This window comes from Streptomyces melanosporofaciens (genome assembly GCF_900105695.1).
GTDB classification, from domain to species: Bacteria; Actinomycetota; Actinomycetes; order Streptomycetales; family Streptomycetaceae; genus Streptomyces; species Streptomyces antimycoticus.
In genome coordinates this window covers 6,011,867-6,026,032 of record NZ_FNST01000002.1, presented here as the reverse complement: position 1 = coordinate 6,026,032, position 14,166 = coordinate 6,011,867, and the positions used below count along the sequence as shown (strand labels likewise).

The 14,166-nt window shown below is 74.5% G+C and carries 11 protein-coding genes; 2 read left to right on the top strand and 9 right to left on the bottom strand.

Annotation, left to right across the window (positions count from 1 at the left end; genetic code table 11):
- Nucleotides 1-16: 16 nt before the first annotated feature.
- Entirely contained in the window at nt 17-760 is a 744-nt protein-coding gene (locus BLV72_RS28950; protein ID WP_059144311.1) for a MerR family transcriptional regulator, read from the top strand.
- A gap of 149 nt (nt 761-909) precedes the next feature.
- Here BLV72_RS28950 and BLV72_RS28945 read toward each other — a convergent pair whose 3' ends face one another.
- The gene (locus tag BLV72_RS28945; protein WP_244321057.1) at nt 910-1,821 is read right to left on the bottom strand and encodes an alpha/beta hydrolase; all 912 of its coding nucleotides are present in this window, start codon (nt 1,819-1,821) and stop codon (nt 910-912) included.
- A gap of 100 nt (nt 1,822-1,921) precedes the next feature.
- On the opposite strand from BLV72_RS28945, the gene BLV72_RS28940 reads away from it, so the two are divergent.
- A complete protein-coding gene (locus tag BLV72_RS28940) occupies nt 1,922-2,860 on the top strand; it encodes a LysR family transcriptional regulator (RefSeq protein ID WP_093465917.1) in 939 nt (312 codons plus the stop codon).
- Nucleotides 2,861-2,913: 53 nt separating this feature from the next.
- Here BLV72_RS28940 and BLV72_RS28935 read toward each other — a convergent pair whose 3' ends face one another.
- From BLV72_RS28935 to BLV72_RS28900, 8 genes are all read right to left on the bottom strand, one after another.
- Nucleotides 2,914-4,566, bottom strand: a complete 1,653-nt coding sequence (locus BLV72_RS28935; protein WP_093465915.1) for a glycoside hydrolase family 13 protein — start codon at nt 4,564-4,566, stop codon at nt 2,914-2,916.
- A gap of 110 nt (nt 4,567-4,676) precedes the next feature.
- Nucleotides 4,677-4,877, bottom strand: a complete 201-nt coding sequence (locus tag BLV72_RS28930) for a four-carbon acid sugar kinase family protein (protein WP_093465914.1) — start codon at nt 4,875-4,877, stop codon at nt 4,677-4,679.
- Nucleotides 4,874-5,554, bottom strand: a complete 681-nt coding sequence (locus tag BLV72_RS28925) for an aspartate/glutamate racemase family protein (RefSeq protein WP_093465912.1) — start codon at nt 5,552-5,554, stop codon at nt 4,874-4,876. Before BLV72_RS28925 ends, BLV72_RS28930 begins: the two co-directional genes overlap by 4 nt.
- A complete protein-coding gene (locus tag BLV72_RS28920; protein WP_093465911.1) occupies nt 5,554-6,507 on the bottom strand; it encodes a hypothetical protein in 954 nt (317 codons plus the stop codon). Before BLV72_RS28920 ends, BLV72_RS28925 begins: the two co-directional genes overlap by 1 nt.
- Nucleotides 6,504-8,072, bottom strand: a complete 1,569-nt coding sequence (locus BLV72_RS28915) for an FGGY-family carbohydrate kinase (protein ID WP_093465909.1) — start codon at nt 8,070-8,072, stop codon at nt 6,504-6,506. Before BLV72_RS28915 ends, BLV72_RS28920 begins: the two co-directional genes overlap by 4 nt.
- A gap of 160 nt (nt 8,073-8,232) precedes the next feature.
- A complete protein-coding gene (locus BLV72_RS28910; protein WP_244321055.1) occupies nt 8,233-9,645 on the bottom strand; it encodes a GH1 family beta-glucosidase in 1,413 nt (470 codons plus the stop codon).
- Complete coding sequence (locus tag BLV72_RS28905) at nt 9,642-11,675, bottom strand: hypothetical protein (RefSeq protein ID WP_208905768.1); 2,034 nt, start codon at nt 11,673-11,675, stop codon at nt 9,642-9,644. The genes BLV72_RS28910 and BLV72_RS28905 overlap by 4 nt, the downstream gene beginning before the upstream one ends.
- A complete protein-coding gene (locus BLV72_RS28900; protein WP_093465908.1) occupies nt 11,656-14,166 on the bottom strand; it encodes a glycoside hydrolase family 2 protein in 2,511 nt (836 codons plus the stop codon). Before BLV72_RS28900 ends, BLV72_RS28905 begins: the two co-directional genes overlap by 20 nt.

Genomic DNA, 14,166 nt, shown 5'->3' with positions numbered 1-14,166 from the left:
GAGCGAGGCACGGCCGATGACCACCCCCGGCACCGAGGAACCCACCCTCACCGTCGATGAACTGGCGGCCCGCGCCGGGGTCACCGTGCGCACCGTGCGCTTCTACAGCACCCGCGGACTGCTGCCGCCGCCGGCGATCGGCCCCCGCCGAGTCGGCCACTACGGCCCCGAGCACCTCTCCCGGCTCGCGCTGATCGAACAGTTGCAGCGCCACGGCATGACCCTGTCCGCCATCGAGCGCTATCTGAGCCAATTGCCACCGGATCTGAGCGAGGACGATCTGGCGCTCCACCGGGCCCTGGTCGCCTCCTGGGGCCCGGACGCCCCCGAGGAGACGACCCGCGAACAGCTGGACCGGCGGGCCGGGCGGGAGCTCACGGAGGAGGACATCGACCGGCTGGCCGCACTGGACGCCCTGGAGCGCACCGACGACCCGGATCGCTTCCGGATCGACCCCAAGGTGCTCCATCTGGGGCTGCGGCTGCTGGACGTGCCGATCGAGATGGAGACGATACGCACGGCCCATGCGGTCGTCCTGGAACACACCCGCTCCGCGGCACGCGAGCTCAGCCGGCTGTTCCGGGACGAGGTGTGGGGGCCCGAGCGTGATCACGAGTCCGGGAGCGGACCGGAGCGGATGCAGGCGAAGAAGTCGCTGTCGGCCCATATGCAGCCGCTGGTGGTGGAGGCGCTGGTGATCGCGTTCCAGCGGTCGATGAAGCATGAGCTGCGGGCCTGGTACGGGCAGGACGCGGACTGAGCAGCGGGCTGAGCCGCGGAGTGTGAAGCGGGGTGCGGGCGCGGACTGCGACGCGGCTGTCGCGACGCGGGCTGCGAGCGCGGGCTGTGACGCGGGCCGAGCGGGCCCGGGGCGGCGCGGCGGCCGACCGCCCCGGGCACCGGCGGTGGTCATTCGCCGCCGGTGAGCGCGGCGGCCAGCTCGTCGGGGCGGGCGGCGAACGGCGAATGGCTGCCCGGCAGCGACCGCACGGTGAAGGGCTGATCCGGCATGGCCGCGTCGGCCTCCGCGATCATCAGATCCTGCAGCGCGGGGGTGCACGCCCAGTCCTCGGCGCACCGGATGAAGGTGCGCGGGATCCGGCCCCACCGCTCCCGGGTCAGGGCGATCGGGGTGGTCGGCACCGCGAAGGGCAGATCGGGGCTCAGGGCGTGGTACCAGCGGGCGAAGGACTCGGCCGGGACGTCGTGGTAGTAGGTCAGCCGCAGTTCTTCCACATACGCCGGATCGACGGAGAACGGATTGATCCGGAAAGCGCCGATGGCCTCCGGGTCGCCCAGCATCAGCCCCTGCCCCCGTACGGTCGCGGTCTGCTCGGGGGCCGCCAGATAGTCGGCGAAGCGGGGGCGCCCGGCGGGGACGAAGGACGACAGATGGATCAGCTCGTCGACGAGCTCGGGGGCCCGCTCCGCCGCCAGGGACGCCGAGGCGCCACCGGCGCTGTGCGAGACCAGCGCTACCTTCTGGTAGCGGCGCACCGATCGCAACGCGGCGACGACGGCCGCGGCACTCTCCTCCAGGGTCAGCCCGGCCAGCGCCGACTTCTCGGTGGCGAAACCCGGCTGGCCGGGGAGGTGGTGGCCCGAGGGCAGCGGTGCCTCGAAGCCGTGCCCCGGCAGGTCGACGGCGAGGCTCGCCGCACCGCGCCGGGCCAGGGCACGCTGGGTGGGCGCCCACTGCCAGGAGGCGTGCCAGGCCCCGTGGACCAGCACGAACACGGTGCCGGAGGGGTCAGAGGCGGGGTGGATATCGCTCAGGGGGTGGGAATCGCTCGACGGCGTTCTGGGGCTCATGGCACTCATGGGGAACAGTCCACCGGCACGGCTCGGCATTATCCACCGCCATATCTGACAACCCCGCCGCCGATATCTCCTGGATATCGGCTCGGATATCCTCGGTCCGATGGAGTCACGACATCTGCGGTACGCCCTGGCGGTGGCCGAGCATCAGCACTTCGGACGGGCGGCCGCCGCCCTCGGGATCGCACAGCCCCCGCTGTCCCAGCAGATCGCGGCGCTGGAGCGGGAGCTCGGCGCCCGCCTCTTCGACCGTACGGCGCGTGGGGTGTTCCCGACCGCCGCGGGCGAGGCGTTCCTGGCCAGGGCGCGCCGGGCGCTGGCCGAGATGTCGGCCGCCGTATCGGACGCGGGCCGGGCCGCCCGGGGCGAGACGGGGCAGCTTCGGCTCGGCTTCATCGGCTCGGCGCTGCTGGAGCTGCTGCCATCCGTGCTGGGCCAGTTCATCCGGGAACGCCCCGAAGTGCGACTGGGGCTGCAGGAGATGTCGACGCGCCGGTCCACGGCCGCGCTGCTCGCGGGCGAGCTGGACATCGCCATCGGACGCGGTGCGCCCCGGGGCGCGGGTGCCGAGGATCTGGTGTCGGTCACGGTCGGCCGGGACCATCTGGTGGCCGTCGTCGGCGCCGCCCATCCGTTCGCGGGACAGTCCAAGGTGAGCGTCGAGCAGCTCAGGGGACGGCATCTGATCGTGGCGCCCGCGGACGAGGAGCCGGTGGTCGCCGCCTGGCTGACCGCGCTGCTGGACGAGGGCACCGAGGCGCCCGCGCGGGCCGGTGGGGTCACCGAGGCGTGGGATGCGCACACCATCATCGGGCTGGCCTCGTGCGGGGTCGGGGTGGGGCTCGGCCCGGCGTGTCTGCGGGTGGCGGCGCGTCCGGACGTCCGGGTGTGCGAGGTGAGCCCGCGGGTGGAGCTGCCGGAACTGGTGATGTCCTTCCGCGCCCAGGACCGCTCCCCCGTGCTGGCGGCCTTCCTGGACATCACCCGGGAGCGGTGCCCGGGGGTGGGCGAGCGCCTCGAACGCCGTCTGGGCGCGCGCTGACGGGCTGGGGAAGTTGGTTCCGTTCGTGGTTCGCCACCGTGGCCGCCGTCTGGTCAGTCGGCGCTGGGGCCGTGGCGGCGGGTGCACCAGACGGCCGTGTCCGGCGGTAGTGCGTGGGCGGTCGGCGCCAGCGGTGTGCTGGCGAGGAGGGGAGCGGCCTCCTCGGGCAGGGGGATCGGTTCGTGGCCGGGGTTGAGCACGCAGCGCAACGAGCCCACCGTGAAGTCCAGCGTGCCCATGTCGGCGGAGTTCCACAGGAGTTCGGTGTCGGCCGGAACGGTGCGGCGGATACGCAGGGCCGTGCGGTAGAGGTTGAGGACGCTGTCCCGGTCGGCTCGCTGGACCGCGGCGGACAGGGCGGCGAACGAGTCGGGTTGGGGCAGCCACGGTTCGGCCGTCCCGAAGCCGTACGAGGGGGCTTCCGTGGTCCAGGGCAGCGGCACCCTGCACCCGTCGCGGCCCTTGCGCCTTCCTCCGGAGCGGCGGCGCACCGGGTCGCGCAGCACGTCGTCGGGCAGGTCCGCCACCTCGGGCAGGCCCAGTTCCTCACCTTGGTAGAGGTAGGCGGCGCCCGGCAGGGCGAGCAGCAGGAGCGCGGCGGCGCGGGCCCGGCGCAGGGCCGCCCCGGCGTCGACGGCCGGCTCGGTGCCCCCGGAGAGCAGCCAGGCTTCCGGGTCGGTGCCCGGGGGGAGCCGGAGTCGGGAGGCGTGCCGGATCACGTCGTGGTTGGACAGGACCCAGGTGGGTGCGGCGCCCGTGCTCCGGGCGAGGGCCAGCGACCGGTCGATGGTGGCGCGCAGCGCTGCCGGGTCCCACGCGGTGGTGAGGAAGTCGAAGTTGAAGGCCTGGTGGAGTTCGTCCGGGCGTGTGTAGAGGGATCGCCGCTCCAGCGCCGCCCAGCATTCGGCGACGGTGACCCGTGCCGGGGCGTAGCCGTCGACGGTCTCACGGAAGCCCCGCAGCAGGGCATGTACCTCTTCGCGGTCCCAGAAGGGATGCCCGCCCTCCCAGCCGTCCCCGACGATGGAGTGGTGCACCTGGTGCGGCCCGAGATCCCGCAGGGGCTCGGTGAGGTCCTTGGCCATGCCGTGGGCGACGTCGAAGCGGAAGCCGTCCACACCGCGGTCGAGCCAGAAGCGCAGCGTGTCGTGGAACTCGGCGGCGACCTCGGGGTGGGACCAATCGAGGTCGGGCTGTTCGGGAGCGAACAGGTGGAGGTACCACTGGCCGTCCGGGACGCGTCCCCAGGCCGGGCCGCCGAAGACCGACTGCCAGTCGGTGGGCGGCAAGGCGCCGCCGTCGCGGCCGTCGCGGAAGACGTACCGTGCGCGGGCCGGGCCGCCGGGCGGCGCGGCCAGCGCCTCCTGGAACCACCGGTGCTGGGTGGAGGTGTGGTTGGGGACCATGTCGATGATCACCCGCAGGCCGAGGTCGTGGGCGCGGGCGAGCAGGGCGTCGAAGTCGGCGAGGGTGCCGAAGAGCGGGTCGACATCGCGGGGGTCGGCGACGTCGTACCCCGCGTCGGCCATGGGTGAGCGGTAGAACGGGGTCAGCCACACGGCGTCCGCTCCGAGGTCGGCGATGTGGTCCAGCCGCGCGGTGACGCCGGGCAGGTCGCCCACGCCGTCGCCGTTGCCGTCGGCGAAGCTGCGTACGTAGATCTCGTAGACGACGGCGTTGCGCCACCATGGGGACGGTGTGGGCATGGCAGGTCTCCTGAGCGGGTCCGTGAGCCGGTCGCGAACGGTGGGGCGACGCGGTGCAGGACGGACGTGGTGTGTCGGGCGGGAGGTCCGGTCGGCCGGCCTCGTGGTGTTCACGGGCGCAGTTCGGCGTACGCGACGGCCCAGGCGGCCCCGGTGGTTTCCAGGAGGGCGACGACCACGGCGTCGGTGTCCGCCGGGATCCACTCGGGTGGTCCGATGCCGGGGACTGCCCGGCGACCGGTCGCCGCCAGGCCCGCGCCCAGGTCGGTCGCCCCGGTGAAGTCGTCCGCCACGCAGCCGAGTCGGCTCATGCCCGCTCCTCACGCGCCGTCACGGTGGCGAGTTGAGCGGTCCCGGTGCGCGAGGAGGAGAGAACCGGCACGCTGATCCGTCCGCTCGTCAGGCGGTCGACGGCGGCGGCCATCGACGCCTGGGCGAGCACCAGCACGTCGTGGTCCGCGGCCAGGCGGTGCGCCTCCGCCGCGATCAGGTCGTCATGGCGGGCCGTGTCGCCCGAGAGGCGCGCCTGGTGGGCGCCCGGACAGATGGCGGTGGTCACGGTCACGTCCGCTCGGCGGGTCGCCGCGTGGCGGCGGACGAGGTCCGCGGTGGGGCGCAGCGTGGAGTCGAGCGTGGCGAGTACGGCTATGCGGGTTCCGTGTGCCACCGCCTGTTCTGCCATGGGCTCGTCGACCCGGAACACGGGGATGTCGACGAGGGGCCGGGCCGCTTCCGCGAAGGGGCCGACCGAGGAGCAGGTGACGAGTACGGCGTCGGCGCCCGCGTTCCGGGCCGCGGTCACGTAGGTCGCGAGGCGTGCGGCCGTGCGCGGCAGGGGTCCGAGGGCCACGGTGTCGGCGAGCAGGCTCTCGTCGACGACGTGGTAGGCGTCCACACCGGGTGCGAGTTCCCGTACGAGCGGGTCGAAGACCGGCGGCAGGGCGGCGACGGTGTGCAGGACGCAGACCCGGGGTCGGGTGGCGGGCATCAGGCGGTGACCTCCTTGACGGCGGCGGTCCACCAGGGACGGCCGTGCGCATCGACGACGTCGGCGAGCCGGCGCAACCGGTCGGCGCTGGGGCCGCGGAGGGCGGCGGTGGGTTCGGGGGCGTCCAGGGCGTTGGTCCACAGGGCGCGTCCGGCGAGGAAACCGGAGGCGCCGGCGCGGCAGGCGGCCTCGACTGAGCGGGGGAAGTCGTCGGCGGAGACACCCTGGGAGAGGACGACCCAGGGCACGTCGACGGCCGCGTCGATGCGCTCCGCCTGGGCCGCGATCTCCGCGACGGTCCCCCTGCCGCCGTTCGGGACCTGGCACTTGTAGACCGACGGCCCGGAGGGGGCGAGTTCGCGGGCGGCCTCGACGATGGAGTCGTTGAGGCGGAAGGTGCCCGCCGCCTCTTCCTCCGGGGTGGGCCGGGCGACGGGCTCGAGGACGGAGGCGAGACCGGCGTCGCGGCACAGCTGTACGAATCGGTGGGCCAGGGCGACGCGTCGGTCGCGCTGGTCGTCCCGGCGCCAGATGAGGAGGAGTTTCAGTCCGCGGCAGCCCTCGGCGGCAGCGGCCTTCAGGTCGGTCTCCTCGTCGAGGGACGTGTCGTGGACGGCGCCGCCGGGGGGCTGGTCGAGGACGTCGACGGCGAGGATGGGTGCGCAACCGGCCGGCAGGGCGCCCTCGGCCGTCACCTGGTGGTAGCCGTAGTCGCGGTCGAGGAGCAGCGCGGAGGCGAGGGGGCCGAGCTCGCGCGCGACGGCGAGTTTGAAAGCGGTGAGCCGGTCGTCGGGCACGGCGTCGCCGGGCACCCCGGCGCGCTCGGCCAGCATCGTGCGCAGTGAGTCCCGCTGGTCGGCGGCGACCATGGCGAAGGTGCCCGACGGACGGGCGAGGGCGGCCGGTGCTACGGAGCCTCCGGCCAGGGTGCCCGGGTGGCGGGGGGCGGTCATGAACGGTCTCCTCGGTGGTGGGGTCCGGCGTCGGTCGCGGACGGGCGCGGTGCCGTCTCCGGCAGGTCCGGCCCGGTGGACGGCTCGGTGGATCGGGTGACGTGGGGCAGGAACCGGTGCCGGTGCTCGGTGCGGTAGGCGCGGGCGGTGTCCGGGTCCGGGACGAGTTCGGTGGCGGTGGCCCGCAGGGCTGCGGGATCGTGGCCGAGGGCGGCGCCGGACCAGGCGGCGGCGCCGAGCGCGGGCGCCTCGGGTTCGTGACACAGGCGGACGGGCCAGGGACTGACGGCCGCCTTGACCGCGGTCCAGGTGTGCTGCCGCGTGGAGCCTCCGAGGAGGGTCACGGACGCCGGGGGGCGTGCGGTGAGGGCGGCCTGGGCGTCGGTCATCCACCGCACGTGGTGCGCGGCCCCTTCGAGCAGGGCCCGGGCCAGGTCGGCGAGGCCGTGGCGGGAACTCATGCCGAGGATGTCGCAGCGGGCGTCCGGGGCGGGTTCGGGGCAGGCCCGGCCCTCGGGGTAGGGCGCGAGGAGCATGCCTGTCGGGCCTTGCGGGGCCGCCTCGACGAGGCGGGCGAACGCGTCGTACCGTTCGGCGCCCCGGGCGGCGGCCATCCCCATGAAGCGGTCGCAGAACCACTCGACGAGTGCTCCGGAGCTGCGCATCCCGGCCAGCACGATCCAGTGGGCGCCGTCGACGTGGCGGCCGTAGGACATACCCTGCCGGGCCGCGGCGGTCGTGTCCGGCACCTCGGCGGTGACGGTGAGGACCGCCTCGGCCGTTCCCATCGAGTCGGCGACCTGTCCCGCCGCGCGTACGCCCGCCGCCCAGGCTCCGACCAGGTGGTCGTGGCCGGCGACGACGACCGGGGTGCCGGCGGTCAGTCCGGTGGCGGCGGCCGCCCCGGTGGTGACGCGGCCGACCGGGTGGCCCGGCGGACGCACGGGCGGCATATGGTCCTCGGTCAGCCCCGACTCGGCCAGCAGCCCCGGGTCCCAGGAGCCGGTGTGCGGACTCCAGGCCAGTGTGCGCTGGGCGAAGGTGGCGTCCGTGCCGAGCCTGCCGGTGAGGGTGTGGGCCACGAGGTCCGCGGCGCCCGCCCAGGCCCTGGCCCGGGACGGCAGGTCGGGGTTTTCGGCGACCAGGGCGCACCACTTGGCCAGCGGGACCTTCGCGCTGGGCAGGACCCCGGTGCGGGCGTGCAGGGCGAGAGCCCCGTAGGCGGTGCGCAGCCGGTCGGCGTGGGGGGCCGGCCCCGGGTCGGACCAGGCGAGCACGGGGGTGAGCGTGCGTCCGTCCGGCCCGAGCAGAGCACCGGCCTCGGCCATTCCGGTCAGCCCCACGGCGGCGGGTGCGCGTCCTGCCCGCCGTACGCAGCTGCGCAGCGCGTCCAGGGCGGCGTCGACGATTTCGCCCGCCGGGTGGGTGTGGCCGTCCGGGCCGCGCGGGGTGCCGCGCTGGGCGCGGGCCACCACGTTCCCGGCGAGGTCGGTGAGCAGCGCCTTGCAGTGGGTGCTGCCGATGTCGACGCCGGCGAGCAGCGGGGGGTCGGGGTACGTGTTCATACCGCCTCTTGTAGGGGCCGGGCGACCGGCGACGGCGGCGGCGCGACCGGGGGACGGCGCCCTGGCGTGCTTCGGCCGGTCCCGCGGGGTGCGCGGGTGGCGGCGTTCCGGCGCCCTTTGCCACGGTCGTCCGGCGGCCTCGTCGCCACTCGGAGGGGGTTCACCGGCCCGTCCCCGTGGGCGGGAGGACAGCGGGGATGGCGCCTTCCGCGGCCGCCCGCGCGTACCAGTGGCCGCTGTCCTTGATCGTGCGGCGCTGCGTCTCCCGGTCGACGTGGACGAGCCCGAAGCGGGGCCAATAGCCCATCGCCCACTCGAAGTTGTCCATCAGCGACCAGTGGTAGTAGCCCTCCACGGGCGCGCCGAGGGCGAGCGCCTCGTGGACGGCCCTGAGGTGGCCGTGGAGGAAGTCGATGCGGCGTTCGTCGTGCACGGCGCCGTCGGCGGCGGGCTCGTCGCGGTAGATGGCGCCGTTCTCCGTCACCAGCAGCGGTACGCCGGGGTAGTCGGCGTGCAGCCTCAGCAGCAGCTCCCGCAGGTCGCCCGGGACTATCTCCCAGCCGAGGTCGGTGCGCGGCACGCCGGGGCGCCCTTCGACGACCTTCCAGGGCCAGGGACCGTCGCCGTGGTCGGCGCGGATGATGCGGCGGGTGTAGTAGTTGACGCCGATGAAGTCGCTGCCGGCGGCGACGGTGGCGAGGTCGCCGTCCCGGACGAAGTCGAGGTCGCCGACGGCCCGTTCCCAGTGCCGGCGCATGTCCGCGGGGTAGCCGCGTCCGTGGACGGGGTCGAGGAACCAGCGGTTGACGTATCCGTCGGAGTGCCGCGACGCCTCCCGGTCGGCGGGGTCGACGGCGTCGTCGGGAGTGTGCGGGAAGAGGCTGTAGGCGATGCCGGCCCTGGTGCCGGCGTGTGTGCCGGCCCGCAGTTCGGCTGCCGCCAGGCCGTGGGCCAGGAGCAGGTGGTGCATGACCGTGACCGAGGCTTTGAGGTCCTTCTCCCCCGGTGCGTGCAGGCCGAGCTGGTGGCCGAGGAGGCCGACGATCCACGGCTCGTTGACGGTCACCCAGTCGCGCACCCGGTCGCCGAAGGCGTCCCGGCAGACGGCCGCGTACCGGGCGAAGTGCTCGGCGGTGTCCCGGTTGCGCCAGCCCCCGGCGTCCTGCAGCGGCTGGGGCAGATCCCAGTGGTAGAGCGTGACCAGGGGTTCGATGCCCTGTTCGAGCAGGGAGTCGATGAAACGGTCGTAGTGGGCGAGCCCGCGTTTCTCCACCCGGCCGCGTCCGTCGGGGAGTATCCGGGGCCATGCCAGGGAGAAGCGGTGGGCGTTGGTGTTGAGGCGGGCCATGAGGGCGACGTCCTCGTGGTGACGCCGGTAGTGGTCGCAGGCGACGTCGCCGGTGTCCCCGTTCTCGACGGCACCGGGCACGCGGCTGAAGCGGTCCCAGATGGACTCGCCCCGCCCGTCGGCGTCGACCGCGCCCTCGACCTGGTACGCCGAGGTCGAGGTGCCCCAGCGGAATCCGGGCGGGAAGCGCAGTACGGCAGCGTGTCCGGGACGGTCGGTGGTCACAGGTCCTCCTGGAATTCCGGCAGGTCGAGGGCGTGTTCGCAGGCGTACAGCAGGACGCCCGCGGACCAGGCGTGGGAGAGGGTGAGCAGCATGCCCTTGGCCTGGAAGCAGTCGGTCTGGTAGAAGCGTTCGCTGACCATGCCGCGGTAGGCGTTGAAGTCGCCGTCGGCGCGGGCGACGAACTGCCGGAAGCAGTCGAGGTTCTCGCGCGCCGAGCGCAGGTAGTACGGATCACCGAGATGCCGCGCGAGGCGGACGGTCTCGGGCAGGCAGATGAGCCCGAAGGCGTGCAGGTGCTGGTTGGAGGGGGACGCCTGGTCCGCGCCGCGGGTGCGGAAGCCGTAGCGGCCGAGCAGGGTATGCGGGTGGAAGCGGACGTCGTAGGTGTAGCGGAAGGTCAGAGTCCAGTCGGCGGCCCGCCGGGCGAGGTCGAGCCACCGGCCGTCCTCGTCGCCCGCCTCGTGCAGGAGGGTGTAGGCGATGACGGCGTTGTAGCCGTCCTCGGAGGTCGGGGCGAGAGAGACGTCCTCCGGCGCGCCGCACAGGAATTCGGAGGTGACGTCGGCCGCGAACGCCGCTCCCGCCCGCCGGGCGGCCTCCAGGTGGACGGGATCGCCGAAGAGGTCGGCGGCCTCGACGAGCGCGCCGACGAAGGCGAGCCCGGCCGAGCCGCGGTGGTCGACGGCGGCGCCGGTTTCGCGGTGGTGGGCCGCGGCGAGGCGTCCGGTGGTGGCGTCCTGGCCCTTCAGGGCGGCCGCCAGGTTGGACCGTACCGCCTGTTCCCACAGCGGGTGGTCGACGCCTCGGGCTCGTTCGGCGCGCAGGGCGCGCAGCGTGAAGAGGGTGGCATCGCCGAGGGTGCGGGCGTGCAGCCGCCCGCGGTGGCCCGTCCAGCCGGCGGACCAGCCGCCGTCGCGGGTCCACTGGCCCCAGAAGGTCCCGCCGGGAGTGAGGTGGGCGCAGATGTGGTCCAGTACGCCGATCGCGGCGTCGGCCCGGGTCGTGTCGCCGGTGCGGCGGGCGTGGAGCAGCAGGGCGTGCGCGTACGGTGCGCCGCTGATCCACGAGACGTGCATGGCCTGCCGGTCGCCGCGGGCGCCGAGCGCCTCCCGGTCGAAGGCGGCGGTCTCCAGCAGGACGGGCGGGTCGGGGCGGTAGTGCCAGCGGTGCAGGCCCTCCGCGCTCAGGGCGGCCGCCTCGCGCACGCCGACCCATGCGGCGGGCTCCGGCGGCGTACCGGTGGCCGTGTGCAGGGCGCGGAGCACGGGCGCGTAGGCGTGCGGGTCGGCGTCGAGGAGGTGCACGGTGAAGTGCAGGATGTGCCGCTCCCCCGGCTGCCACAGGTGCTCCGGGAGGTCCGCGGGGCGGGGCGTCTGCGAGCCGTAGTACGACACCGGCTCCTCGCGGTAGGGGGCGTGCAGCCGCAGGGCCGGACGGTCCCCCTCGGCCAGGGCGAAGCCGACGCCCTGCTGGCCCAGGCTGCCGTGTTCCGCGACGGCGAGCGCGGCGCCCCCGCGCCGGTCGCGGGCGAACACGGCGGGCGTGGCGCACCGGTCGGCCCGGAAGGACCAGGCGAGGGCGGTGAGGCCCGTCGGGTCCCCCTCCGGGGCCGCGAAACGCGGGAAGGGGCGCGTGGAGCCGGGCAGCCGGTTCTGCCCGTAGAACACGCCGGGGACGAGCCAGCCGGGGTCGTCGCCGGGGCCGAGCCGCAGCTCGACCCGGAGTCCGGCGACGGCGGCGTCGGGGGCGGTGCGGGTGACGGTCAGGGTCGCCGCGCGCAGGCCGGGACCGGCCGGTTCCAGATGCAGCTCGGCGTGGAAGCCGGCGGCGGTGCCCGTCGCGTCCACCGCACCCGTGGCGTCGCGCACCACCGCGTCCGGCAGCACGGGTCGGCAGGCCCCGTCGGGGGCCAGGAGGCCGACCAGGTAGGGGAACCGCGCCAGGCCGTCGGCCTCCTCGCGCAGGACGAGCTCCGGCGGCAGGGGTATGCCAAGGGCCGGCGGGGTCGGGTCAGTCGAGGACGCGGGCACGGATGTTCCAGCCTTCGAGAAGCAGGGCGCGGCCTTCGGTCGGGGCGTCGCGCCAGGTGACGGGGATGCGGATGCTCTCTCCCGGCAGCAGGTCGAGCATCGAGTCGTCGGGTGTGCCCCAGCCGGGGGCCGTGATGGGCCGGGCGTCGGACAGGCACAGCCCGAGTGCCGCCGGGCCGCCGGTGTGGGTCAGGCGTACGGCGGTGAGCCCGGGTTCGGTCGCGGCCTCGATCCCGGCCGGTGCGAGGTCGAACAGCGGTCCCAGGTCGCCGGTCGTGCTGTGGACGTAGCGGTTGGCCGCGAGGAGCGTGCCGTCGTCGTCGCGCAGGGCCAGGTCGAGGAGGAACAGCTCCCCGGGGATGTCGGTGCGGGGGACGCTCAGCGTGCCGTCGCTCTCGCCGACGGTCTCGCCCCGTGCCGTCAGGACGCGGGCCAGCACGGTGGCACCGCGCGGGGGGCCACCGGAGCCGGGACGGCCGCGCCAGGCGTGGGGAGTGGCCGTGAACACGGTGTGACCTCCCCATGCCTGGGTGGCGAAGGAGGCGCAGACGTGGTCGGGCCGGTAGGCGCGGCGTACTCCGTAGTAGGCGGGTTTGGGATCACCCCGGTGGTCCACGGCGCTCGTGCACCAGGCGTTGGGGAACGGTTCGTCGAACTGCCACGGCAGGGCGCCGCTGCTGCGCGGGGCCCGGCGGAGGTTGGCCTCGACGGCGTACCGCAGGCCGTCGTACTGGAGTTGCTGGCTGGCCCGGCGCATGCCGTCCACGTCCGTGGGCCGGCCGCCGAACGCGGCCCGTACCAGCGGGGTGTTGTTCCACCAGGCGCCGAGGTGCTCCATGAGGGGGTTGTCGCGTCCGGTGGGCCACTGGCGGTCCGCGGGTACGACGGCGTCCCAGGTACGGCGATTGGCCATGCCCTCGACTCCGAACTCCGAGTGCAGCAGGCACGTTCCCGCGTCGTAGAGGGATTGGTGGGCGCCGTGTCCCTGGTGCTCCCACGGCCCGTGCACGTCGTGTTGCGCGTCGGGGTCGGCCCGGATCAGGTCGAGCCGGTTCAGGAAGGCAGCTCCGGAGGGGGAGCCGGGCAACCAGGCCCGGCCGGGGTCGAGTTCGGCGACGACGCGGGCGAGGACGGCGATGACGGGGGCGTCCGCCTCCGCCAGGGGGCGCGCGGTCGCGGTGTCGTGCAGCTCGTTCCCCGGGCCCCACACCGCCAGTGCGGGGTGGTGGCGCAGCGCGGGGACGATGTGCCGCGCCTCGCGCTCCATGAGCGCGAGGTAGGCGGGGTCCGCCGAGGGCACGCTGTCGATGCCGGAGCTGGACAGGCTGAACTCCTGCCACACCAGCAGGCCCAGCCGGTCGCAGGCGGCGTAGAACTCCTCGGTCTCGATCAGCCCACCGCCCCACACCCGCAGCAGGGTCACGTGCGCGTCGGCGGCGAGCGTGAGCAGGTGGTCCAGGCGGCCCGGACGTGCGGCGCCGTACAGGGCGTCGTGGGGGACCCAGTTCCATCCCTTGGCGTACAGCCGCCGGCCGTTGACCTCCAGGCTGTACGGGAGCGCGCCGGCGGGTGCGCCGGGGTTGGGGCGCAGCGCGACGGTGCGGAAGCCGCAGTGGCGTTCGGCCCGGCCGACGGTGTTTCCGGCGCAGTCCCGCAGGTCCACGGTGACCGTGTACAGCGGTCGGTCGCCGTGGCCGTTGGGCCACCACAGGCGCGGCCGGCGGACGGTGAGGCAGGCCGTGACCTCGTCGGTGCCGGCCGTGTGGTCCGCCCGCGTCCGCGCGACGACGTGTCGCTCGGGGTCGCGGACGGTGATGTGGACGCTGCCCGGTGCGGCGGCGTCGAGGTGGACCGAGACGTCCACCGTCGCGTGGGTGTGGTCCTCGGCCAGGGTGGCCGCGACGGTGGTGTCCGCCAGGCGCAGCGGCCCGGCGACCTCCCATCGGACCGGCTTCCATATGCCCTGGTGGATCATGCGCGGACAGAAGTCCCAGCCGTAGCCCATCCGGGACTTGTGGGTGCGGACCCGGTCGGTCCTGCCCACCTGCGGCTCGCCGGGAGGCGCGGCGTGGACGGCGACGGCGAGCAGTACGACGCCGCCGCCGTCGGGTACCCGGTCGGTGATGTCACACGTGAAGGGCGTGTACATCCCGGCGTGGTGGCCCACCTCGGCGCCGTCGACGAGGACGGTCGCCTCGTGGTCGACCCCCTCGAAGTGCAGCAGCACCCGGCTGCCGGACTCGTGCGGCGGTACGGTCAGCCGGCGCCGGTAGAGCCAGGTGCGCTGGGGCACCCACTCACCGAGCAGGCTGTCCGCCGCGTGGTACGGGTCGGGTACGGCGCCGGCTTCGCGCAGGTCGTCGAGGACGGATCCGGGGACCCGGGCGGGCAGCCACCCGGGTTCTCCTTCCGGCCTGCCCGGACCGCTCAGCCAGCGCCAGGTGTCGCCGAGACAGCCGCGCAGCTCCCAGCCGTCTGTGGGGAGGCGCAC